Origin of the sequence: Streptomyces sp. MH60, assembly GCF_002939385.1 — a bacterium.
Lineage (GTDB): Bacteria > Actinomycetota > Actinomycetes > Streptomycetales > Streptomycetaceae > Streptomyces.
On the sequence record NZ_MULI01000017.1, the window covers coordinates 64,787 to 87,218 of the forward strand.

The 22,432-nt window shown below is 72.7% G+C and carries 20 protein-coding genes and 2 pseudogenes; 2 read left to right on the forward strand and 20 right to left on the reverse strand.

The annotated features are described in order from the left end of the window. The first annotated feature begins 121 nt into the window (after positions 1–121). Positions 122–826 (forward strand): murein hydrolase activator EnvC family protein, encoded by a 705-nt coding sequence (locus BZZ08_RS14040; RefSeq protein WP_198601461.1) that lies wholly within the window; start codon positions 122–124, stop codon positions 824–826. On the opposite strand, the gene BZZ08_RS14045 is transcribed toward BZZ08_RS14040, so the two are convergent. The 17 genes and pseudogenes from BZZ08_RS14045 to BZZ08_RS14125 all read right to left on the reverse strand — a co-directional run bounded on the left by BZZ08_RS14045 (position 780) and on the right by BZZ08_RS14125 (position 14,227). Then, positions 780–1,337, reverse strand: coding sequence for a TetR/AcrR family transcriptional regulator (locus BZZ08_RS14045; RefSeq protein WP_104632538.1), 558 nt, complete (start codon positions 1,335–1,337; stop codon positions 780–782). The genes BZZ08_RS14040 and BZZ08_RS14045 overlap by 47 nt on opposite strands. Before the next feature lie 128 nt (positions 1,338–1,465). Continuing rightward, on the reverse strand, positions 1,466–2,308 hold the full coding sequence (gene whiG / locus BZZ08_RS14050; protein WP_104632539.1) for an RNA polymerase sigma factor WhiG: 843 nt from the start codon (positions 2,306–2,308) through the stop codon (positions 1,466–1,468). Between the two features lie 282 nt (positions 2,309–2,590). Continuing rightward, complete coding sequence (gene dprA / locus BZZ08_RS14055; RefSeq protein ID WP_446750257.1) at positions 2,591–3,778, reverse strand: DNA-processing protein DprA; 1,188 nt, start codon at positions 3,776–3,778, stop codon at positions 2,591–2,593. A 302-nt stretch (positions 3,779–4,080) separates the two neighbouring features. Further along, positions 4,081–5,709, reverse strand: a complete 1,629-nt coding sequence (locus tag BZZ08_RS14060; RefSeq protein ID WP_104632540.1) for a YifB family Mg chelatase-like AAA ATPase — start codon at positions 5,707–5,709, stop codon at positions 4,081–4,083. Then, positions 5,709–6,071: a YraN family protein gene (locus BZZ08_RS14065; protein ID WP_198601462.1), complete on the reverse strand. Its 363-nt coding sequence runs from the start codon at positions 6,069–6,071 to the stop codon at positions 5,709–5,711. Before BZZ08_RS14065 ends, BZZ08_RS14060 begins: the two co-directional genes overlap by 1 nt. A gap of 88 nt (positions 6,072–6,159) precedes the next feature. Further along, the gene (locus BZZ08_RS14070; protein ID WP_003965949.1) at positions 6,160–6,468 is read right to left on the reverse strand and encodes a DUF2469 domain-containing protein; all 309 of its coding nucleotides are present in this window, start codon (positions 6,466–6,468) and stop codon (positions 6,160–6,162) included. 56 nt (positions 6,469–6,524) lie between these two features. Then, on the reverse strand, positions 6,525–7,049 hold the full coding sequence (locus BZZ08_RS14075) for an NUDIX hydrolase (RefSeq protein ID WP_104632542.1): 525 nt from the start codon (positions 7,047–7,049) through the stop codon (positions 6,525–6,527). Next, positions 7,039–7,815, reverse strand: a complete 777-nt coding sequence (lepB, locus tag BZZ08_RS14080; protein ID WP_104632543.1) for a signal peptidase I — start codon at positions 7,813–7,815, stop codon at positions 7,039–7,041. The genes BZZ08_RS14075 and lepB (BZZ08_RS14080) overlap by 11 nt, the downstream gene beginning before the upstream one ends. 94 nt (positions 7,816–7,909) lie before the next feature. Further along, complete coding sequence (gene lepB, locus BZZ08_RS14085) at positions 7,910–8,920, reverse strand: signal peptidase I (protein WP_241965476.1); 1,011 nt, start codon at positions 8,918–8,920, stop codon at positions 7,910–7,912. Beyond that, positions 8,811–9,893, reverse strand: a pseudogene (lepB, locus tag BZZ08_RS14090) (signal peptidase I); the annotation flags it as partial. The pseudogene lepB (BZZ08_RS14090) and the gene lepB (BZZ08_RS14085), both read right to left, overlap by 110 nt. Beyond that, a complete protein-coding gene (lepB, locus tag BZZ08_RS14095; protein WP_104632546.1) occupies positions 9,886–10,653 on the reverse strand; it encodes a signal peptidase I in 768 nt (255 codons plus the stop codon). The gene lepB (BZZ08_RS14095) and the pseudogene lepB (BZZ08_RS14090), both read right to left, overlap by 8 nt. A gap of 45 nt (positions 10,654–10,698) precedes the next feature. Then, positions 10,699–11,049: a 50S ribosomal protein L19 gene (gene rplS / locus BZZ08_RS14100; protein ID WP_003973398.1), complete on the reverse strand. Its 351-nt coding sequence runs from the start codon at positions 11,047–11,049 to the stop codon at positions 10,699–10,701. 136 nt (positions 11,050–11,185) lie between these two features. Continuing rightward, positions 11,186–12,019: a tRNA (guanosine(37)-N1)-methyltransferase TrmD gene (trmD, locus tag BZZ08_RS14105; protein ID WP_104632547.1), complete on the reverse strand. Its 834-nt coding sequence runs from the start codon at positions 12,017–12,019 to the stop codon at positions 11,186–11,188. Beyond that, positions 12,019–12,606: a ribosome maturation factor RimM gene (rimM, locus tag BZZ08_RS14110; protein ID WP_104632548.1), complete on the reverse strand. Its 588-nt coding sequence runs from the start codon at positions 12,604–12,606 to the stop codon at positions 12,019–12,021. Before rimM ends, trmD begins: the two co-directional genes overlap by 1 nt. Positions 12,607–12,715: 109 nt before the next feature. Beyond that, a complete protein-coding gene (locus BZZ08_RS14115) occupies positions 12,716–12,955 on the reverse strand; it encodes an RNA-binding protein (protein ID WP_003973401.1) in 240 nt (79 codons plus the stop codon). A 2-nt stretch (positions 12,956–12,957) separates the two neighbouring features. Next, entirely contained in the window at positions 12,958–13,377 is a 420-nt protein-coding gene (rpsP, locus tag BZZ08_RS14120) for a 30S ribosomal protein S16 (RefSeq protein ID WP_007444852.1), read from the reverse strand. Positions 13,378–13,630: 253 nt separating this feature from the next. After that, positions 13,631–14,227: a hypothetical protein gene (locus BZZ08_RS14125; protein WP_052838381.1), complete on the reverse strand. Its 597-nt coding sequence runs from the start codon at positions 14,225–14,227 to the stop codon at positions 13,631–13,633. Positions 14,228–14,909: 682 nt separating this feature from the next. On the opposite strand from BZZ08_RS14125, the gene BZZ08_RS14130 reads away from it, so the two are divergent. Continuing rightward, positions 14,910–15,815, forward strand: a complete 906-nt coding sequence (locus BZZ08_RS14130) for an SAM-dependent methyltransferase (RefSeq protein ID WP_104632549.1) — start codon at positions 14,910–14,912, stop codon at positions 15,813–15,815. A 400-nt stretch (positions 15,816–16,215) separates the two neighbouring features. Here BZZ08_RS14130 and ftsH read toward each other — a convergent pair whose 3' ends face one another. The 3 genes and pseudogenes from ftsH to BZZ08_RS14145 form a co-directional block, all read right to left on the reverse strand. Beyond that, on the reverse strand, positions 16,216–18,162 hold the full coding sequence (gene ftsH, locus BZZ08_RS14135) for an ATP-dependent zinc metalloprotease FtsH (protein WP_104632550.1): 1,947 nt from the start codon (positions 18,160–18,162) through the stop codon (positions 16,216–16,218). 112 nt (positions 18,163–18,274) lie between these two features. Then, the gene (gene ffh / locus BZZ08_RS14140; RefSeq protein WP_104632575.1) at positions 18,275–19,825 is read right to left on the reverse strand and encodes a signal recognition particle protein; all 1,551 of its coding nucleotides are present in this window, start codon (positions 19,823–19,825) and stop codon (positions 18,275–18,277) included. 125 nt (positions 19,826–19,950) lie between these two features. Continuing rightward, positions 19,951–22,415, reverse strand: a pseudogene (locus BZZ08_RS14145) ([protein-PII] uridylyltransferase). Positions 22,416–22,432: the final 17 nt, after the last annotated feature.

Below are 22,432 nucleotides of genomic sequence, written 5' to 3' on the forward strand. Positions count from 1 at the left end.
ACCCGGATCGCCACCAGAAGTGTACGGGACCCGCGGGGCACCGGGTGACGCGGCTGTCCACAACCGGAGCGCGGTCCACAGGGCCGGGCGGCGAGGGGTCCTGGTGCGGGACGGTGCTCGCATGCGAACGAGGCGATGGGTGCGGGCGGGTGCCCGGGTGGCAGTGCTGTCGGCCGTCCTGGCCGTGCTGGCCGTGCTGGCCGTGCAGGGCGCGGGGCCGCCGCGCCCGGCGCCGGCGACGGCGGTGTGGGCCCTGCCGGACAAGGTGGACCCAGTGGACGCGGTGGACCCAGTGGACGCGGTGGATCCGGTGGTGCCGGCCGTGGCCCGGCACTGGCCGGTCGGCACGCGGCCTCTGGTCCTGCGGGGCTGGGAGCCCCCGGCGACCCCGTACGGACCGGGGCACCGCGGCGTGGACCTGTCCGCGGACGGCGGTGCGCCGGTACGGGCGGTGGCCGCGGGGCGGGTGTCGTTCGCGGGGCCGGTCGCGGGCCGGGGTGTGGTCTCGGTGGAACTGACGGGGACGGGTGAACCACCCCTGCGGACGACGTATGCCCCCGTCGAGGCGGCCGTGAGGAAGGGTGACGAGGTCGCGGCCGGGGAGCTGCTCGGCACGGTGGAGCCGGCGGGCCCGCACTGCACGGCCTGCCTGCACTGGGGTCTGCTGCGGGGCGAGGTCTATCTGAACCCGCTGTCCCTGCTTCCGCCGTGGCTGCTGAACGCGGGCCCGTCGAGGCTGCTGCCGGTCCTGGGCGTACCGCTGCCCGGCCGTGCGGAGATCAGCCCCGCACGCCGCGCAGCGCCATGGAGACCGCCGCCTCCGTGATCGCGGTCGGCTCCTCCGCCGCGCCCAGTTCGATCCGCCGTACGGCCGCGTCGACGACGCCCTGGAGGAGCATCGCCGCCAGCCGCGGCTGGGCGTGCCCCATCTCGCCGAGCGCCTCGACGATCATCGCGACCAGTCCGCCGTGTGCCGCGCGGATCTTCTCCCGGGCGCCGGCGTCCAGCTCGCTCGCGGAGATGGCCACGACGGCCCGGTGCCGCCGGTCTCCGACCAGGTCGAGCTGCTTGCGCACATACGCCTCGACCTTGGCCTCGGGGGCCGTCTCGCGCTCCATCGCGGTCTCGACCTCCGCGGCCCAGACGGGGAAGTCGACGGCGCACAGCTCCTCGACCACCGCCGCTCGCGACCGGAAGTACTCGTAGACGGACGACCGGGCGAGGCCCGTCCGTTCGGCGAGGGCGGGGAAGGTCAGCGCCTCCGTTCCGCCGTCGGACAGCAGGGAGCGTGCCGCGTCCAGCAGGGCGGCACGCTGCATCGACCGGTGCTCGGCCACAGAGGCCGCTCGAATCCTTGGCACGTCACCACTTTACGGACGCGGCACCCCGTACGGGAGTCGTCCGCCCGGCCGCACGTCCTCCGACCGGGTCACCGGCGAGGTCGTTTCCCTGCCGCAGGTCCAGGTCAGCGGCCGAAACCCGCCAGCTTGGCGCGCAGCTGCAGCACCGACTTGGTGTGGATCTGGCTGACCCTGCTCTCGGTCACCCCCAGCACGTTCCCGATCTCGGCGAGCGTGAGGCCCTCGTAGTAGTACAGCGTGACCACGGTCTTCTCCCGCTCCGGAAGTGTGTTGATCGCCCGGGCCAGAAGTCGTCGCAGCTCCCGGTCCTCGGCCACCTCCACCGGATTGTCGGCGGCGGTGTCCTCCAGCGTGTCCATCAGACTCAGCCGGTCGCCGCCCTCGCTCCCCGCGTGCAGCAGCTCCTCCAGGGCCACCACGTTGGCCAGCGACAGCTGGCTGAAGACCGCGTGGAGGTCCTCCACCGCGATCCCCATCTCCACGGCGACCTCGCTCTCGGAGGGGGTGCGGCGCAGTCGCGCCTCCAGCGTCGCGTAGGCGCGCTCGACGTTGCGCGCCTTCTGCCGCACCGAACGCGGGATCCAGTCCAGGGCGCGCAGTTCGTCGATCATCGCGCCCCGGATCCGGGTGATCGCGTACGTCTCGAACTTGATCTCCCGGTCGACGTCGAACTTCTCGATGGCGTCGATCAGCCCGAACACCCCGGAGGAGACGAAGTCGGCCTGCTCGACGTTGGACGGCAGTCCCACGCTGACGCGGCCCGCCACGTACTTCACCAGGGGCGAGTAGTGCAGGATCAGCTGTTCCCGCAGCCGCTCGTCGCCGGTCGCCTTGTACGACCGCCACAACTCGTCGAGCGTCGAGGGGGCGGACGGTCGCACGCTGCCACCGTCGCGGGCGGCTGGGGGGATGGCCGCCCGGTCGGACCCGGAGGTGTGCTGGGGCATTCGTCGCCTAGTGCCGTTCTGCCGTGATGTGGATCTGCCTGAGGCCGCCGGTCTGCTCTCTGGTTGTCGCCTGCTGTCGGCCGTCTGCGTGGGGGTCCTCGTGAGCGTAGCGTGACTGGACCGTCGCGGTGTGCGAAGGAGCGGGTGGTGACCCTACGCAGATACGTTCCGCCGAACGCTCTACAGGGGGGACGATGATCGCTCTGGGTGATCACTCGAATACCTCAACTGCCAGAATCCCCACGGGCGTCGGGGTTCCCCCGGACGGCCGAACACGGTGCGTCAGCACGGGCTGCGACCGCCGCGAACCGAGATCATCGCCTGGCGTGTCAACTTCCAGCCGTCGCCGTGTCGTTCGACGTAACCGAGTGCTCGAAGCTCGTACAGCCTCGCGACCGCGTCGTCCTCGGTGGTCTGGGCGCGGCGTGCCACCTCCGCCGCCGTCGCCGTTCCCCGCCCGGGCAGGCCCGCCAGCACCTGTCGGGTCCGGGGCTCCAGGAGATCGGTGGGCAGGACGGGTCCGCGCCGCTCCGGGGGCAGCTCTCCCATGTCGCCCACCAGTTCGACGACCTCCGCGGCGTCGCCGACGAGCACCGCGTCACCGCGCAGCAGCTCGTGCACCCCGGCGGAGAGGGCGCTGGTCGCCGGCCCGGGCACGCCCATCACGTGCCGCCCGAGCCGCCGGGCCGCTCGGGCGGTCACCAGCGAGCCGCTGCGGTAGGCGGCCTCGACGACCACGGTGCCCCGGGTGAGGGCGGCGATGACCCGGTTGCGCAGGATGAATCTGCTCGGCGTCGGATGGTCGCCGGGTGGCAGCTCTCCGACGACCAGGCCCTGCTCGGCGATCCTGGTGATCAGCGCGGTATGCCCGGGAGGGTAGGGGCGGTCGACGCCGCAGGCGAGGACCGCCGCGGTGGCGCCGCCGGCACCGAGGGCGCCGCGGTGGGCGGCGCCGTCGATCCCGTAGGCGCCGCCGGACACCACGACCCAGCCGCGCTCGGCCAGGCCGGCGGCGAGGGTGGCGGCCATGTGGGCGCCGTACTCGGTGCAGGCGCGGGCGCCGACGACGGCGACCGACCTGAGCGCCCACATGCGCAGACTGGGTCCGCCCCGCACCCAGAGCCCGAGCGGCCGGGCGTCACCGAGGTCGTCGAGCTGACCCGGCCACTCCGCGGTCCCCGGGACCACGAACCGCGTCCCCGTGGACCGGGCGACGGCCAGGTCACGGCGGGGGTCGGCCCGGCCCGCCCGAGCGCACAGCCCGGCCCAGCGCTTCTCGCTCACCCCCGGCAGAGCGCGCCCGCCCTCGCGCAGGCGCCGCACCACCTCCAGGACCCCGCGCTCCCGCACCCACCGACCGCCCGCCTCGTCACCGGGCTCGAGCACCCGGGCGAGGAAGACCCGCCCGAGCAACTCACCGTCCACCGGGCGGTCACCCCGCGCCCCGCTCCCGCCGGCACCCTCGCCCACGGCACCGGCGTCGCCCCCAGCCGCGGCACGTGTCCCCGCGTCCCCCTCGGGCGGACCACCGTGACCGAGGGAGACGCCCTCGGGCGGACCACCGTGACCGAAGGAGACGGCGTCGTCGCGGAAGAGGGCGGCGTCCGTCGGCGGCGGCGCATGCCCACTCAGGGCGGCGCCCTCCAAGGGCCCGGTCTCCCGGCTCACGGCGGCGTCTCCCTCAGGCGTGGCCTGCCCGCTCACCGCGCTTCCCGGCAGCGGCACGGTCCCCTCGCCCGCAGCGGCGTCCCCCGTCGGCGTGGTCTCCCCGTTCACGTCAGCACTCCCAAGGCCATCGGCACGCCCCGCGGGACTCCCGTGCGCAGTTGCAGGGCCAGGGCGACGTCCCGTGCGTCGGGGCGGTCGTGGCCGACGAGGTCCGCGACGGTCCAGGCGACGCGCAGGACCCGGTCGAGTCCGCGGGCGGTGAGCACACCGCGCTCCAGGCTGCGCTCCGCCGCCTCCAGGGCACCGGGCGCGGCGCGCCAGCGGCTGCGCAGCTCTCGTCCTGGCACCTCGCTGTTCGACCGCCACGGGCTGCCCGCGAGGCGCGTGGCCGCCCGCTCCCGAGCCGCGCGCACCCGGTCGGCGACGGTCGCGGTGGCGTCGCCCCGGGGACCGTCCCCGGCCAGCTGGCTGCGCGTGACCCGGTCCACCTCGACCCGCAGGTCGACCCGGTCGAGCAGCGGCCCGGACAGCCTGGCCTGGTAGCGGCGGATCGCCGAGGGCGGGCACTCGCACAGCTCGTCGGTCCGGGAGAACCGCCCGCAGGGGCAGGGATTGGCCGCCAGCACCATCAGGAACCGCGCCGGGAAGCGCACCACACCCGCGCTGCGTGCGATGACGACGTGCCCCGCCTCCAGCGGCTGGCGCAGGGCGTCCAGCGCGTGGCTGCTGAACTCGGGTGTCTCGTCCAGGAACAGGACGCCTCGGTGCGCCAGCGACACCGCTCCCGGCCGGGCGATGCCGGGGCCGCCCCCGACGAGGGCCTGCATCGTGGCGGAGTGGTGCGGGGCGCAGTAGGGAGCCACGTCGATCAGGGGCTTGCCCGGCGGCAGCAGACCCGCCACCGAGTGCACGGCGGTGACCTCGAGGGACTCCGCCCGGCAGAGCGGGGGCAGGATGGCGGGCAGCCGTTCGGCGAGCATGGTCTTGCCCGCGCCGGGCGGCCCCTCCAGGAACAGGTGGTGGCGGCCGGCCGCGGCGACCTCCACGGCCGTGCGTGCCGACTCCTGGCCGACGACGTCGGCGAGGTCGTGGCCGTGGTCGTGCTGGGCCGCTCCCACGCTGTGCATTCCGGTGGCCGCGCCCGTGCCGGGCATGCGCAGACCGGCCAGCAGCGGGTCGGGGCGGCCCTGCTGGTCCTGCTGCTCCTCCTCCGGCACGGGTTCGTCGGCGAGGACGGCGATCAGCTGGCGCAGGCTGCGCACGCCGAGCACCGACACGCCCGGCACCAGCGACGCCTCGGCGGCGGCACATTCCGGCACGACCACCTGTTCGTACCCGGCGTCGGCCGCGGCCAGTACCGCGGGCAGGATGCCGCGCACCGGCCGCACCCGGCCGTCCAGGCCCAGCTCCCCGATCATCACGATGTCGGCGAGCACCCGTGGGTCGATCCGCTCCGCCGCGCCCAGCACGGCCGCGGCGACCGCCAGGTCGAAGCCGCTGCCGCTCTTGGGCACCGAGGCCGGGCTGAGGCCCACCGTCAGCTTCTTCTGCGGCCACTCCGCGCCGGAGTTCACCACCGCGGCCCGCACCCGGTCGCGGCTTTCGATGAGGCTCTTGTCCGGCAGTCCCACCAGCGTGAACGCCGCCACGCCCGGTTCCAGATCGGCCTGGACCTCGACCACCACGCCCTCGACGCCGACGAGCGCCACCGAGCACGTACGCGCGAACCCCATCACGCCACCCCCCGGGCGTGCTCGACCACGGGGGCGCCGCGCTGCGGGAGGAGCACGCCGACCAGGTCGATGCGGACGCCGCCGGGCGGGGCTCCTCCGTGGGTCTGGATCCAGCGCTCCGCGAGCCGCCGCAGACGTTCGGCCTTGTCCGGAGTCACGGCGGCCATCGGGTGCTGGAAGGAGCCGCCGCGGCGCGTCTTGACCTCGCAGACGACCAGGACGTCCCCGTCCCTGGCCACGATGTCGATCTCGCCGGTCCTGCCACAGCGCCAGTTGCGCTCCAGGACGGTCAGCCCGGCCCCGGTCAGCCGGCGGACGGCGAGTGTCTCGCCGTACTTGCCCATCGCACCTCGTGCGTTCATGTCGGCACCACCTCCGGCACCAACGATCACGCAGACGAGTCGATTCCGTCACTCACGGTGAACTACTCACCGGTTGTGGAAAACTCCGTCACCCGCCGGGCAGCTCCAGGTCGCTCTTGTTCAGCTCCTCGATGTTCACGTCCTTGAACGTGAGCACCCTCACCTGCTTGACGAACCGGGCCGGCCTGTACATGTCCCACACCCAGGCATCGGCCATGGAGACCTCGAAGAACACCTCGCCCTGGACCGAGTGCACCTGCATCTCGTAGTCGTTGGTGAGGTAGAAACGCCGTTCGGTCTCGATCACGTATTTGAACAGACCGACGACATCGCGGTACTCCCGGTAGAGCTTGAGCTCCATCTCGGTCTCGTACTTCTCGAGGTCCTCGGCGCTCATGGCATGTTCCCCTTCAGCCGTGCGGTCCCCCCATTGTGCGCCAGTGCCGTGCGCCCCTAGACGATTTCGGTGTCCAGGGTCACCGGACCGGCCGGGGGACCTTCGTCGAGCAGCGTGCGCAGCAGCTCGGCGAGTCTGGTCGGATACACCGTCTCACGTGCCCGGGTCAGTTCCTCACACGTCCACCAGCGCGCTCCGGCGACGCTGCGCCGCTCCAGTTCGGTGAGGCCGGCGGCCTCGGTGGCGGTCTGGGCGGTGCGGGCCAGGTAGTACCACTCGTCCTGGTCCCAGCGGCGGCCCGCGAAGGGGAAGGAGCACCTGCGCCGCCACAGCACCGGGCCGAGTTCGACGTCGGTGATGCCGGTCTCCTCCAGCAGCTCGCGCCGGGCGGCCTGGGCACGGGTCTCGTCGCCCTCCACGCCGCCGCCGGGAGTGAACCACCAGTCGTCGGCCGGGTCGTCCGGTTCGTGGCCGTGCAGCAGCAGGATGCGGTCCTCGGGGTCGAGCAGCACGACCCGGGCGACCCGGCGCAGTCCGCCCTCGTAGGTGTCCGGTCCCGCCGGGGTCGCCTCAGCGGCCACCGGTCGGCTCCGCTCCCTTTCGGGCCCGGGACGCCCCGGCCCGCTTGGCGAGCGGACCGTAGGCCGCGCCGCCCAGGATCAGCACGGCTCCGGCGATCACCACCGCGACGACGGTCCGCAGCGGCCCCGGCGAGGAGAGGTCGCCCAGCGCCCCGAAGCCGGTGGGCCGCTCCAGCATGCCGTTCATCGGCCAGGCCACGGCGTCCACGCGGGCGTTCACGGCGCCGCGCGACACGGTGCCGCCGGCCGTGTCGGTGAGGTGGGCGGTGGAGTCCACGGAGTTGTCGCGCTCGTCGCCCAGCAGGAACAGGCGGCCATCCGGGACGGTCACGGTCCGGAAGTCGCTGATCTCGGCCGGGGTGCCGGCGGGCAGGTACGGCTCGTCGATCACCTTGCCGTTGACGGTCAGCTTGCCCTTCTGGCAGCAGGAGACGGTGTCCCCGCCGACGGCGACGACCCGCTTGACCATCGGGGCGTTGGCCCAGGTCGCGTCCTTGAACACGACGACGTCGCCCCGGCGGACGTCGGCGCCGTCGATGCGCTGCGCCAGGACCCGGTCACCGGCGTCGATCGTCGGCGTCATCGAACTGGTCGGCACGGTGTAGGGCCGGTAGACCACCGCTCCCCAGCCGAATCCGCCGAGGAACAGCACCAGTCCCAGCGCCACCGCGATGCCGGACAGCCGCTGTCCGGTCCGGCTGCCCACCGGACTCCTGTTCGCTCCGCCGCCGCGCGGGACCGTACGTGTCGTGCTCTCGCCACCCATGGAGCGGCACCTTACCCGGCGGTACGCCAACGGGGCAGCCCCCTCCCGGGGGCCGGAAGGGGGCTCTTCGAACGTCGGCGGGAACCGGCGGGCTTCAGCGGGTCTCGGCCGGAGCGGTGCGGCGACGACGCCACCAGACGACCGGGACCACACCGGCGACGGCCAGGCCCTGCGGGGCGACCGACAGCGCGGCGGCGGCCGAGGGCTGGTCCTGAAGCCCGTCCTGGCCGAAGGTGTCGGGGACCGGCAGGGTGCTCCAGCGGTTCATCGGCCAGGCGACCACGATGGCGCGGCCGACGACCTCGTCCACCGGGACCATGCCGCCGTTCTTGTCCGACTGGTTGTAGCGGGAGTCCCGGGAGTTCTGCCGGTGGTCGCCCATGACCCAGAGCTTGCCCTCGGGGACCGTGACCTTGAACCGCCCGCCCTGGTCGTCGTCCGAGCACGGCGTGTTGCCCGGGTAGACGTACGGCTCGTTCAGCGCCTTGCCGTTGACCTTGAGCGGGCCCGTCTTGTTGCACTCGACCGTGTCACCCGCGACGCCGATGACCCGCTTGATCAGGTCCTTCTCGTCGGCGGACGGCATCAGGCCGATCCAGCTGAGGACCGTCTGCAGCGCGTTCGGGTCGGGGGTCGGCTCGCCCGCCAGCCAGTCGTCCGGATCGTGGAAGACGACGACCTCGCCGCGCTCGGGCTCCGAGCCGAACCAGGGGGTCAGCTTGTCGACCAGGACCCGGTCACCGATCTGAAGGGTGTTCTCCATCGAGGACGAGGGGATGGAGAACGCCTGCACCAAGAACGTCTTGATCAGCAGGGCGAGCACCAGCGCGATGCCGATCAGGATCGGCAGTTCCTTCCAGAAGGAGCGCTGCTTCTTGGCCGCGGGAGGGGTCGCGGGCGGCGTCCCGCCGACTCCCTCGTCCTCCGTCCCGCCGTTGTGTCCGCCCTGGCCGTGCTGTCCGTTCGTCACCCTGCCGTCCTCGGTCCCGGAGCCGTACCCGGAGTCCGGGGCGCCGACCGCGGTCGGACCGGAGCTCTCCTCGGGGCGTCCGCGGTTCTCCTCGCCGTCGTGACCGGACCGTGCGCCAACCGCCACATCCCCCACGCCAACTCCTTACTCTCTGCCGCCGCCTGCCCCGGAAACGGCGCAGGCCCACCACTCCCATAACGAGCGGGAGTTCCGCAGGGGTCGGGAGTTCAATCATCGCGTTCGGATCGTAGGGGGCAACCCTATGCGACAGCTCGGGAGCGGCGGTCGAACCGGAGGCCGCGTCGGACACGGAGGCGTACGTTTCCGGTTCGTCCAGGGTGGTCCAGTGGCCGAACGGCCACGCGATCACCATGGCCCGTCCCACCACCTCGTCCTGGGACACCGTGCCGAAGTCGGTCTCCTGGTGGAAGCGGGAGTCGGCGGAGTTGGACCGGTGGTCGCCCATCACCCACAGCCGCCCCTCGGGGACGGTGACGTCGAACGGCGTGCGGGACGGGCTGTCCCCGGGGTACAGGTAGTCCTCGTTCAGGGGAACGCCGTTGACGGTGACGCGCCCCTGTTTGTCGCAGCACTTGACGTGGTCCCCGCCCACCGCGACGACCCGCTTGATGAGGTCCTTCTCGTCGTCGGACGGCAGCAGTCCGATGAAGGCGAGGCCCTCCTTGACCTGTTTGACGACGACGGGGTCGTCCTTCTTGGTGGTCTGCTCCCCCTGGAGCCAGCCGCCCGGGTCCCTGAAGACGACGACGTCCCCGCGCTGCGGCTCGGAGCCGAACCAGGGGGTGAGCTTGTCCACCAGGACCCGGTCGCCGATCCGGATGGTCTGCTCCATGGAGCCCGAGGGGATCACGAAGGCCTGCACGAGGAAGGTCTTGAGCACCAGCGCGATGAGGACCGCGACGCCGATGAGGAGCGGGATCTCCTTGACGGCGCCGCGTCTGCGCCGCCGTTTGACCTTGCGCTGGAGCTTGCGGCGTTCGGCGCGGGAGCGGCCGCCGGACGGTGCGGCGGTGCGCCGCGACCCGGTGGGCAGCAGGTTCTCCGTGGGGCTGCTGGGCGCTCCTCGCGGCTTGCCCCGGCTACCCATCGGCGTCCTTGCCGCGCGAGGCCCCCGCCCCCGCGCCGGATGCGGCCCCGGCGCCCGCCTCCGCGTCCGGCACGCGCGCGTAGCCGTCGGGACGGTCGAGCCGGGTGGCGTGGCCGAAGGGCCAGACGATCCAGTCGGCACGGCCGATCACGTCGTCCAGCGGCACCATCCCGCCTCCCGGGGAGCCCAGGTGGTCGCGGGAGTCGCTGGAGTCGGCCCGGTGGTCGCCGAGGACGAAGAGGGTGCCGTCGGGGACGACGACGTCGAAGGGGACCGTGGACGGGCGGTCGCCGGGGTACAGGAACGCCGACTCGTCGACCGACTGGCCGTTCACCCGGACCCTCCCCTCCTCGTCGCAGCACACCACGTGGTCCCCGCCCACACCGACAACGCGTTTGATGTAGTCGCCGTGCCCGAAGGTCCCGGTGCCGTCGAAGACGACGATGTCTCCCCGCTGCGGCCGGCCATCGAAACGGTACGCCAACTTGTTTACGAGAACGCGGTCGCCGATCCTCAATCCGCGCTCCATCGATCCGCTGGGGATCTGGAACGGCTTCAGCACGAAGGTGCTGACCAGCAGCAGGAGCAGCAGGAGGGCCAGCAGGACCACGGTGATCCGGCCGCCCGGCACCCAGTCCGTGATCCGCCCCGGCAACGCGGAACGCGACCGTCCCTCCGGGCCCTCCGGGTCCGAGGGCTGCTCGGAGTCGGAAGGGCGGGAGGAGCGGTCGCGCTCCGTGTGCTGTGTTTCGATGTCCATCGGGGCCAGATGCTATCCGGCCCCGGCGCGGACCTCGGAGGGCGCTCAGCTGTCGCGCTTCTCCTTGATCTTCGCGGCCTTGCCGCGCAGCTCGCGCAGGTAGTACAGCTTGGCGCGGCGGACGTCACCGCGGGTGACGAGCTCGATCTTCTCCACGATCGGGGTGTGCACCGGGAAGGTGCGCTCGACGCCGACGGAGAAGGAGACCTTGCGGACCGTGAAGGTCTCGCGCACGCCGGCGCCCTGGCGGCGGATGACCACGCCCTTGAACTGCTGCACACGGGAGCGGTTGCCCTCGATGACGCGCACGTGGACGTTGACGGTGTCGCCGGGGCGGAAGGCCGGGACGTCGCTGCGCAGCGACGCGGCGTCGACGGAGTCGAGCAGGTGAGACATTTCGTCTGCTTTCTTCGCTGATGCCACAGGTCATCAACGGAAACTAGGTGTTTCGGAATCAGGGTCGTGCGGGTCGGGACGGGCGTCGTCTCCCCCTGTGGCAGGGGCGCGCTCCGGACGGACGCACAACAGCCGCCTATTCTTCCATGCCCGGGGTCCTGCGCCAAAATCGGCCGTACGGTTCCCCGTCCGGGTCGGGCTGCCAGCCCAGGATGGAGAGCATCTCGCGGTCCTTCTTGTCGAAGGCGGCGGGATCGCACCGTTCGATCAGGTCGGGCCGGTTGGCCGTGGTGCGGCGCAGGGCCTCGTCGCGGCGCCAGCGGGCGATCTTCCCGTGGTGGCCGCTGAGCAGCACGTCCGGGATGCCGCGCCCGCGCCACAGCGGCGGCTTGGTGTGGACGGGGCCTTCCAGCAGGCCGGCCATGGCGCCGGGGGCGAAGGAGTCGTCCCGGTGGGACTCGGCGTTGCCGAGCACGCCGGGCAGCAGCCGGGCCACAGCCTCGGTGACGACGAGTACGGCTGCCTCGCCGCCGGCCAGGACGTAGTCGCCGATGGACACCTCGTACACGGGCATCCGGGTCGCGTACTCGTCGACGACGCGGCGGTCGATGCCCTCGTAGCGGGCGGGGGTGAAGATCAGCCAGGGCCGTTCGGAGAGGTGGACGGCGAGTTCCTGGGTGAAGGGCCGGCCGCTGGGCGTGGGCACGATCAGGGCGGGCTCGCCGGACCCCGTCTCGTAGCCGTCGGCCAGCACGGAGTCCAGCGCGTCGCCCCACGGCTCGGTCTTCATGACCATGCCGGGGCCGCCGCCGTAGGGGGTGTCGTCGACCGTGTTGTGACGGTCGTACGTCCACTCGCGCAGGTCGTGCACGTGGACGCCGAGCTGTCCGCGCGCGCGTGCCTTGCCGACGAGGGAGACGTTCAGCGGTTCCAGGTACTCGGGGAAGATCGTGACGACGTCGAGCCGCATTACGCCTCGTCCCCGGCGGTGTCCTCGGCGTCCGCGGCCACGTCCCCGGCGGCGTCCCGCGCGGAGGCGATCTCGGCCCGGTCGTCGATCAGTCCGGGCGGCGGGTCGATGACCGCGCGCTGCTCGTCCAGGTCGATCGCGGTGACGATCTCGGAGACGAACGGCACGTAGACCTCGCTGCCGTCGGGGCGCTCCACCACGAAGAGGTCCTGCGTGGGCAGGTGGGAGATCTCGGAGATGCGGCCCACCTCGGTGCCGTCGGCGGTCACCACGTCGAGGTCGATCAGCTGGTGGTCGTAGTACTCGTCCTCGTCCTCGGGCCGCTCGTCCGGGTCCACGTCGGCGATCAGGAGGGTGTTGCGCAGCGCCTCGGCGCCGGTGCGGTCGTGGACGCCGACGAAGCGCAGCAGCAGGCGGCCGCTGTGCACCCGGCCGGTCTCGATGGTGAGCGGCCCGGTGGAGGCGGGATCGGTGGCCAGGACGGCTCCGGGCCCGAGCCTCAGCTCCGGCTCGTCCGTGCGGACCTCGACGGTCACCTCGCCCTTGATTCCGTGGGCGCGGCCGATGCGCGCGACTACCAGCTGCACTGTGCTTGATCTCCTGTCGGTACTGCGACGAGCCGGTCGGGCTCATACGACTGCGGGCCGGGGACGGCCCAGTGGCCTTCCCCGGCCCGAGCCGGTGCTGCGATTGGCGTCAGCGGACGTGGTCCACGTCGACGAGGTCGACACGGACACCGCGCCCTCCGATGGCGCCCACGACGGTGCGCAGGGCGCGTGCGGTGCGGCCGTTGCGACCGATCACCTTTCCGAGGTCGTCCGGGTGGACCCGGACCTCGAGCACCCGTCCGCGGCGCAGGTTGCGCGAGGCGACCTGCACATCGTCAGGATTGTCGACGATGCCCTTCACGAGGTGCTCGAGAGCCTCCTCGAGCATGCTCAGGCCTCGGACGCGGAGGACTCGGCAGCGGCCTCGTCCTTCTTGTCGGCCTTCTTCTTCTGGGTGATCGCCTCACCCTTGCCCTCGTCCTCGCCACCGATCGCCTCGAAGGACGGGCGGGCCGCCTTCTCGGCCGGCTGCAGCAGCGGAGCCGGGGCGGGCTCGCCCTTGAACTTCTGCCAGTCGCCGGTCTTCTTCAGGATGGCGAGCACGGGCTCGGTCGGCTGGGCGCCGACACCGAGCCAGTACGCGACACGCTCGGCGTCGACCTCCATCACCGACGGGTTGTACGTCGGGTGGTACTTGCCGATCTCCTCGATGGCCCGGCCGTCACGGCGGGTACGGGAGTCGGCGACGACGATGCGGTAGTGAGGCGAACGGATCTTGCCCAGACGCTTCAGCTTGATCTTGACTGCCACGGGAGTGGGTTCTCCTGGTTTTGACGTGGTTGGGCACGGCGAGAGAGCCGCGTGGGGTTGCGGTACCCGAGTGCCCGATGGACGCGTCAGCCGGAGGAGAGAGGGGTCCTGTGCGACTGTCGAGTACAGCTAGCCATTGTGCCACACGCGGGCAGGCCCGTCGGACCGAGGGCACCGGGCCCGCCCGTGGGGCGGGCCGCTCGGCTCCCGACGGAACCCGGCCCCGGTCCGGCTGCCACGAGCAGCCGGACCGTCAGCTCACTCCCGCGCCGACCACCTCCGGGATCCGGAACGGCTTGCCGCAGCCGCCGCACATGATCGGGGCCTGGGCCAGCACCGACGGGACGACGCGGACGTTGCGCCCGCAGTCGCAGACCGCCTTCACGCGCACCCCTCCCCCGGAGGAGCCGTGGCGGGCGGCCGGACCGCGGAAGCTGCGGGCCGTGTCGGTCGCGGTGGCGACGGTGTGGGCCTTCAGCGCGCGCTGCAGGCGTTCGATCGTCGGGCGGTAGCGGCGCTTCGCCTCGGGGGTGAGCGTGACCAGCGAGAAGCCGCTGCTGGGATGCGGCTCCTCGGGATGGTCCAGGCCCAGCTCCTCGGCGATCGCGAGGAACCGACGGTTGTGATAGCGCCCCGCGCGGGAGGTGTCGCGTACTCCGCGCGCGGCGGCGATGCCGTGGACTGCCTCGTGAAGCAGTCGCTCGAAGGAGAGTTCGTGTCCGCAGGCGGACGACGACTCTCCGATCAGGGACTCGGGCGCGGCAAGATCGGGCAGCTCGGTGTGGTGCCGCTGAATGTCGGCCCACGCCTGCGCCAGCTCTGCGGCGAGAACAGGTGGTGTCGTGCTCACGTAATGACAACGAGCCGGGGGGCCGCTGTGTTCCTATTCCGGGGCATCCCAAATAATTTGCACGTACCAGTCAGTTGCCGCTGATGCGTCCCGACGAGGGCGGGTGCGCTGATCTGCGGAGAAGCCTCACAGCTCGTACCAAGCTGGTGCGTAGTCCGACGTACGCGCCGGCGCGTAGCCGCCGTCCAGGCGCCGGAGTGCGGGACCCGCGCGGGCGCAAGGGCCGTTTCGGCCGCTGTCGCGCCGGAGGGACGCGGTCCGAGTGGACGCGGCGACGGACGTGACGACGGACGCGACGTTACCGGGTACGCCGCCGGCGTGCGGCACCGCCCCGCCTCCCGGCCCGTCCGGGTCCCGCGCGGGCGCCGTTGACCTGGTCGACCTTGGCCGGAACCGTGCCGTCCGTGCGGCGGCCACCCTCGGTCATCGCCCAGCGACACGATCCGGCCAACCGGTCGAGGGGGCGCGACGGGGTCGCCCCGGGTACCGCGCGGTCAGACCCATGTTGCCGGGAAGTGAAATCTCGCCACGCTGCCGGGGATCGGGCAAACCGGGCCCCGCTACCACTGGACGCCGGGGCGAGCCCGGAGTTACCTGGCATACGGGGGGAGTTGCGAGCGCACTGCACGGGGGCCATGGAATCGGGCACGGCGGCAACACTCGGCGATTGGGGCACTTTCCTATGACACCTACGCTCGTGCGGCAGCACCCATCTCACGCGAGGGCGACGCCTCACGTGGACCTGCGGGCACGCGCGCGTGACTGGTCCGAGATACAGGAGCGGATGCTCGTACCGCTCTACGAGGCCGTCTACGAGCGACTGGACGTGGGCGGCGACACCCGGATGCTGGGCCTGGGCTGCGGTTCCGGTCTCGCGCTGCTGATGGCCGCCGCGCGCGGTGCCACGGTGACCGGGGTCGACTCCCGCTCCCCTGACCTCCTGGCATTGGCCCGCCGGCGCCTGCTGTCCGGGGCGTCCGAGGAGCCTGGGACGACCGCGGGACCCGGGGCGGGCGGCGCGGTGAGCACGCGCGCGCGTGCCGACGCGCCACGGATCGTCGAGGGCTCGCCCGAGGACGCGGCGGACCCCACGGCACCGGCGTTCACCCTGGTGACCGCCTTCGAACCCACCGGATGCCGCGCGGGCGACGCGGAGGAGCTCGGCGAGCTGCTCGCCCGGGCGACGCCGCTCGCCGCCCGCGGCGCGGCCGTGGTGCTGGCCGGCTGGGGCCCGCCCGAGCGGTGCGCCACGACCTCGGTGCTGCGGGTGGCCGCCAAGCTCACCGACCCGATGCGCGGCCCGGGCGGCTGGCGCCCCGCCCTGCGCGACGACCTGGAGGAGGTCGCCCAGCGGGCCGGGCTCAGGCCGGACGGCTCGGGGCGGGTGGCGTGCCCGTTCGGCTACGCCGACCCGGGCAGCGCGGTGCGCGGACTGCTGTCCACCGGGCTGTTCGACGCGGCGGTCGCGGCGACCGACCGGGAACAGGTCGACAAGGAGCTGACGGAGGCCCTGCACCCGCACCAGCGGCCGGACGGCACCGTGTGGATGCCGAACGTGTTCCGCTACCTGATCGCACGAGTCCCCTGACGATTGACTCCGACCGTTTCCGGCCGAGTATGTGCGGCGCCTGACGTGCTTCTTCCGATGCAGAGGTGAATGGTGTGAAGAAGCCGGTCCGGGGCGCGGGCGGATTCCCCCGGTGGATCATGGACCTCTCCCCTGATCCACCGTTCGGGGGAACAGACACACCTGCGTACAGGAGCCCGTAGGCGAAGAGCGGGGCGTCCGCCGCGCCCCCGCCGTCGCCCTCCCGGCCGGCCTCGGGCGGCGACCTGGCGCAGGGCGGGAGCCGCGTCTTCCGCGAGACCTACGTGATCCCGGCGGGCGCGACCAGCGTCGAGGTCCACTGGTCGGAGGAGGACGGCGAACCCTGCGTGTCTGGAAGTTCCCGCAGAAGCAGTGACCGCGCGCGGGCCCGGACGGCCGCTCACATCTCCGGGTCGTCCTTCGTCAGCCGGGTGATCCCCGCGATGCGGTACGCCTCCGCCTCGTCCAGCGTCTCGCTCGCCAGCAGCGACTCGGCGAGCGCGTCGAGCTGCCCCCGGTGGTCGCGCAGCTTGCGCACGGCCTCCTCGTAGCAGGAGTCCACGACCCGTCGCATCTCGCCGTCGATCGCGTCGAGCGTCTGCGGCGCGGCGGCGAGGCCGTATGCCTGCTGGGCGTCGCCGGGGAGGGCGGAGAGCCGTCCGACCCGCTCACTCATGCCCCAGCGGGCGACCATGCCGCGGGCGATGTTGGTGACCTGTTCCAGGTCACTCTCCGAACCCGTCGTGATCATCCCGTACACGACGTGCTCGGCCGCCATGCCGCCGAGCGCGCCGATGATCCGCCCGCGCAGGTACTCCTCCGTGTACGCGTACTTGTCCGCGTCCGGCGTCGACAGCGTCACCCCGAGGGCCCGGCCGCGCGGCACGATGGTGATCTTGCGAACGGGGTCGGCGCCCGGCTGCAACATGCCCAGCAGGGCGTGTCCGCTCTCGTGGTACGCGGTGCGCCGGCGTTCCTCCTCGGGCATCACCAGGGGGCGCTCGGCCCCCAGCTGGACCTTCTCCAGTGCCTCGGAGAGGTTCGCCTGCGTCACCCGGTCCTGCTTCCGCTTGACCGCGAGCAGCGCCGCCTCGTTGGCGAGGTTGGCGAGTTCCGCGCCGGTCATGCCCGGTGTCGTACGGGCGACCTGGGCGAGGTCGACGTCCGGGGCGAGCGGGATCTCGCGGGTGTGGATCTCCAGGATCGCCTTCCGGCCGCTTCTGTCCGGCGGCGAGACGCTGACCACCCGGTCGAAGCGGCCGGGGCGGGTCAGGGCGGCGTCCAGGATGTCGGCACGGTTGGTGGCGGCGATGACGATCACGCCCTCCGAGCCGGAGAAGCCGTCCATCTCGGTCAGGATCTGGTTCAGGGTCTGCTCGCGCTCGTCGTGGCCGCCCATGCCGGAGCCGCCGCCGCGGGCGCGGCCGATGGTGTCGATCTCGTCGATGAAGATGATCGAGGGCGCCACCTTGCGGGCCTCGGCGAACAGCTCCCGCACCCGGGAGGCGCCCACGCCCACGATCATCTCGATGAACTCGGACGCCGACGCGGAGAAGAACGGCACGCCCGCCTCTCCGGCCACCGCGCGCGCGAGGAGCGTCTTCCCGGTGCCGGGCGGGCCGGTCAGCAGGACACCCCGGGGCATCTTGGCACCCATGCGGCGATAGGCGTCCGGGTTCTTCAGGAAGTCGACGACGTCGCTCAGCTCGCCCTCCACCTCGTCGATCCCGGCGACGTCGGCGAAGGTGGTGCGCGGCTTCCCGGCCTCCAGCTCGACCGGCTTGGGCGGCGCCTTGCGGCCGAGCATGCCGCCCGCCCCGCCGCCCAGGGCACCCCGCATGCGCCGCGCGACGAAGATCCACAACACCACCAGGAGCAGCATCGGGGCCAGCGCGATCAGCAGGTTGGCCAGGAGGCTGCGGTGCTGCACGACGGGCTCGGCGGTGACCGTGACCTTGTTCTCGGTCAGGTCGGCCCAGAGCCGGTCGTCCGCGAAGGTCGGCCGCTCGGTCGTGAACTTGGTGTACGTCCCGTCGCCCTCGGGATTGTCCCGGGCCTTCTTCAGCTGGCCCTGGATCGCGTCGCCCTTGGCGTAGATCTTGCTGACGTTGCCCTCGTCGACCTGCTTGCTGAACTCCGTGTAGGAGATGGTCGGCTCGTCGCCCTCGTTGAAGAAGGAGAGCACGAGGTTGGCGATGAGGTAGACGATCAGCGCGGCCAGGACCAGGTTCCACCAGCCGCCGCGCATCCTCCTGCCCCCGGGTGGCGGCTTGGGCGGCTCGTCGGGCGTGCCCTCGGTCCGCCAGGGCGGCTCGGGTGCCTTGCGCGGCGGGGACGGATTGGTCATATCCGGACGCTACGACAGGAAAGCCGCGCGGGCATGTGGGTGTACGACGCCGGGGCGCCCCTCGGTCTCGTCGAGGGGCGCCCCGGTGCGGTGCCGCGTACGGAACGGGCGGTCAGCCCATGAACTTCTTGAACTCGTCCGGCAGCTCGAAGTCCTGCCCGCCCTGCTGGGGCAGTCCCAGCGCGCCGCCGCTCTGGGCGGCGGCGGCACGACGGGCGGCCTCCTCCTGCTCCTGCTGCTTGCGCTTCATCGGGTTGCCCGAGCGCTGCTTGCCCTTGGCCTTCTTCTGCTGCTTCTTCTGCCGCCCCGGCCCGCCGCCCATGCCCGGCATCCCCGGCATCCCGGGCATGCCGCCGCCCTGGGCCATGCGGGACATCATCTTGCGGGCCTCGAAGAACCGCTCGACCAGGTTCTTCACCGCGCTGACCTCGACGCCGGAACCCTTGGCGATACGGGCGCGGCGCGAGCCGTTGATGATCGTCGGCTCCTGGCGCTCGGCCGGGGTCATCGACTTGATGATGGCGGCCGTGCGGTCGACGTCGCGCTCGTCGAGGTTGTTGATCTGGTCCTTCATCTGGCCCATGCCGGGCAGCATGCCGAGCAGCTTGCTGATGCTGCCCATCTTCCTGACCTGCTCCATCTGGGCCAGGAAGTCGTCCAGGGTGAAGTCCTGGCCCTTCTTGGACGCCAGCTTGGAGGCCATCTTCTCGGCCTCTTCCTGACTGAACGTCTTCTCCGCCTGCTCGATCAGGGTGAGCAGGTCACCCATGTCGAGGATGCGGGAGGCCATCCGGTCCGGGTGGAAGGCGTCGAAGTCCTCGAGCTTCTCGCCGTTCGAGGCGAACATGATCGGCTTGCCGGTCACCGAGGCGATCGACAGGGCCGCGCCACCACGGGCGTCGCCGTCGAGCTTGGAGAGCACCACGCCGTCGAAGCCGACGCCGTCGCGGAAGGCCTCGGCGGTGTTGACCGCGTCCTGACCGATCATCGCGTCGACGACGAAGAGGATCTCGTCGGGGCTGACGGCGTCGCGGATGTCCGCGGCCTGCTGCATCAGCTCCTGGTCGATGCCCAGGCGGCCGGCGGTGTCGACGATGACCAGGTCGTGGACCTTGGACTTGGCGAACTCGATGGAGTCCTTGGCGACCTTGACCGGGTCGCCCACGCCGTTGCCCGGCTCGGGGGCGTAGACCGCGACACCGGCGCGCTCGGCGACGACGCTGAGCTGGTTGACGGCGTTGGGGCGCTGGAGGTCGCAGGCCACGAGCAGCGGCGAGTGGCCCTGCTCCTTGAGCCAGTGGCCGAGCTTGCCCGCGAGGGTGGTCTTACCGGCACCCTGGAGACCGGCCAGCATGATCACGGTCGGCGGCTGCTTGGCGAAGCGCAGACGGCGGGTCTCGCCGCCGAGGATGCCGACCAGTTCCTCGTTGACGATCTTGAGGACCTGCTGGGCCGGGTTCAGCGCCTTGGAGACCTCGGCGCCGAGGGAGCGCTCCTTGACCTTCTTGATGAAGGCGCGCACGACGGGCAGGGCCACGTCGGCCTCGAGGAGCGCGATGCGGATCTCGCGGGCCGTGGCGTCGATGTCCGCCTCGGACAGCCGTCCCTTGCCCCGGAGGGATTTGAAGGTGGCTGACAGGCGGTCGGAGAGAGTATCGAACACGGCGGCGTAGGTCCTCGCGTCGGCGTTGGTGTGGGTCGCCCTCCAGGGTATCCGGCCCGGCAAGCAATTCGTCCCTGCCCGCCGCACCTGCCCGCCGCAGCGAGCGGTACGACGCGCCCCCGAGGTCACGCCCGCAGCGACTCCTCCAGCTCCCGGGCCACCGATGCCGCCTCGTCACCCGGCAACGGCACCCCCTCGCCCCGCGTCACATAGAAGGCGTCCACCGCGTTCGACCCCAGCGTCGACACGTGCGCGCTGCGCACCCGCACGCCCGCCGCCTCCAGCGCCCGCCCGAGCCGGAACAGCAGCCCCGGCGCGTCCTGGGCGCGGACCTCGATCACCGTGGCCAGCCGGGACGCGGCCGGCGCGACGGCGACGCGGGGCGGCGGCGGCTCCACGCCCCGGCGCCTGGGGTGGGCGGCGTCCCGTTCGGCGAGCCGTCCGGCGATGTCCAGGGTGCCGTCCAGGGCCCGGACCAGGTCGGCGGGAGCCGGGCGGCCTGGGGCAGGGAGCCGTACTGGGCGGCGACCCGCCAGTCGAGGAGCAGGACGGAGCCGTCGACGCCGTCCGGCAGCGGCAGGGACCGCAGCTCGGCGGTGCGGACGGTCAGCCGGTGCAGGGCCAGGACCCCGGCCACCGCGGGCAGCACGCCCGCCTGGTCGGGTACGGCGATCAGCAGCTCGACGCCGAGCGGCTCGGGGCCGTCGGCCGTCGCCGCGTCGGGCGTCGCGGAACCGGCGGCCGGGGGCTCGGTCTGGGCCCGCAGCGCCAGTACCGGACCGCCCGTGCGGAAGGCCTCGACCGCGAGCCGCTCCTGCTCCGCGGTGGGCGCGGCGGCCGCGGGTTCGGCCTGCGGTTCACCGGCCAGCACCCCGGCGACCCGCTTCACCAGGTCGGCGACGAGGGAGCCGCGCCAGGACGACCAGGCGGCGGGCCCGGTGGCCAGCGCGTCCGCCTCGGTCAGGGCATGCAGCAGCTCCAGCGTGTGCTCCGTGCCGACCGCCTCCGCGACCGCGCGCACGGTGGCCGGGTCGTCGAGGTCGCGCCGGGTGGCCGTCTCCACCAGCAGGAGGTGGTGGCGTACGAGGGTGGCCAGCACCGCCGCGTCCGCGCGGTCGAAGCCGATGCGCGTGGCGACGTCCCGGGCGATGGTCTCGCCGGCCACCGAGTGGTCGCCGGGCCAGCCCTTGCCGATGTCGTGCAGCAGCGCGGCGACCAGCAGCAGGTCGGGGCGGTGCACCCGGCGGGTGAACCCGGCGGCGCGGACGGCGGTCTCGATCAGGTGCCGGTCGACGGTCCACAGGTGCACGGCGTTGCGCTGCGGGCGGCAGCGGACCCGTTCCCAGTCGGGCAGCAGCCGGGTGACCAGGCCCTCGGCCTCCAGCGCCTCCCAGACCTGCACCGTGGGCCGGCCCGAACCGAGCAGGGTCACCAGCTGTTCGCGGGCCTCGGCGGGCCAGGGCGCGGGCAGGGGGCGTGCGGTGGCCGCCAGGCGCCGTACGGCGTGCAGGGAGAGCGGGAGTCCGGCCTGTGCGGCGGCGGCCGCGGCACGCAGTGGGAGCACGGGGTCGCGTTCGGGGCGCGCGGTGCGGGCGAGCACCACCTCGCCGTCCTGCTCCACGACGCCCTCGGCGAGCGGGGAGCGCTCGGCGACCGGTTTCCCGCCGTTCATCATGGCGCGCAGCCGCGGCCGCACGGAGCGCGAGCGCAGTACGCGCCCCACTTCGCGCCAGGTGACGTCGCCCGCGTAGGAGATGACGCGGGCCGCCTCGTAGACCTGCCGCAGCAGGGCGTCGGCGTCCAGCAGGCCCAGCTCGGCCGCCACCTGGTCCTGTTCCTGCAGCGCCAGCCGGTCGGTCGCCCGGCCGGTGGCCAGGTGGAGGGCGTCGCGTACGTCGAGCAGGCGGCGCCGGGCGTCGGCGAGTCCCTCGCGCGGGGCGTCGGCGAGCCAGGAGGCGGCGACGGCACGCAGGGCGGTGGCGTCGCGCAGGCCGCCCCGGGCCTCCTTGAGGTCGGGTTCGAGCAGGAACTGCAGCTCGCCCTGGCGTTCGGCGCGCTCGGCGCACAGGTCACGGAGTTCGGGGAGGCGTTTGGGGGCCTGGTTGCGCCAGTCGGCGAGGACGGCGGTGCGCAGGGAGGCGGTCAGGCCGGGGTCTCCGGCGAGGTGGCGGGCGTCCAGGAGGCCGAGTTGGACCTTCAGGTCCTCGCCCGCGGTCTTCCGGGCCTGTTGCGGGGTGCGGACGGAGTGGTCGAGGTCGAGGCCGAGGTCCCAGACCGGGTACCAGAGGCGGTCGGCGAGTGCGGCGACGGCCTTGTCGTCGCGGCCGTCGTGCAGCAGGAGCAGGTCCAGGTCGCTGCGCGGGGACAGCTCGCCGCGCCCGTAGCCGCCGACCGCGACGAGCGAGACTCCCGCCTGTCCCCCGGTGCCCGCGCCGAAGAGGCCCGCCAGCCAGTCGTCGGTCAGTTCGGCGAGCGCCCCGCGGCGCGGCGGCCCGGACCGCGCCCCCTCGGTGAGGAGGCGCAGCCGGGCCGCCGCGTAGCCGCCGGGCCCCGAGTCCTCTGCTTCTGGCGTCACGTCCGTACTCGTCACCCGGCGGCTCCTGTTCG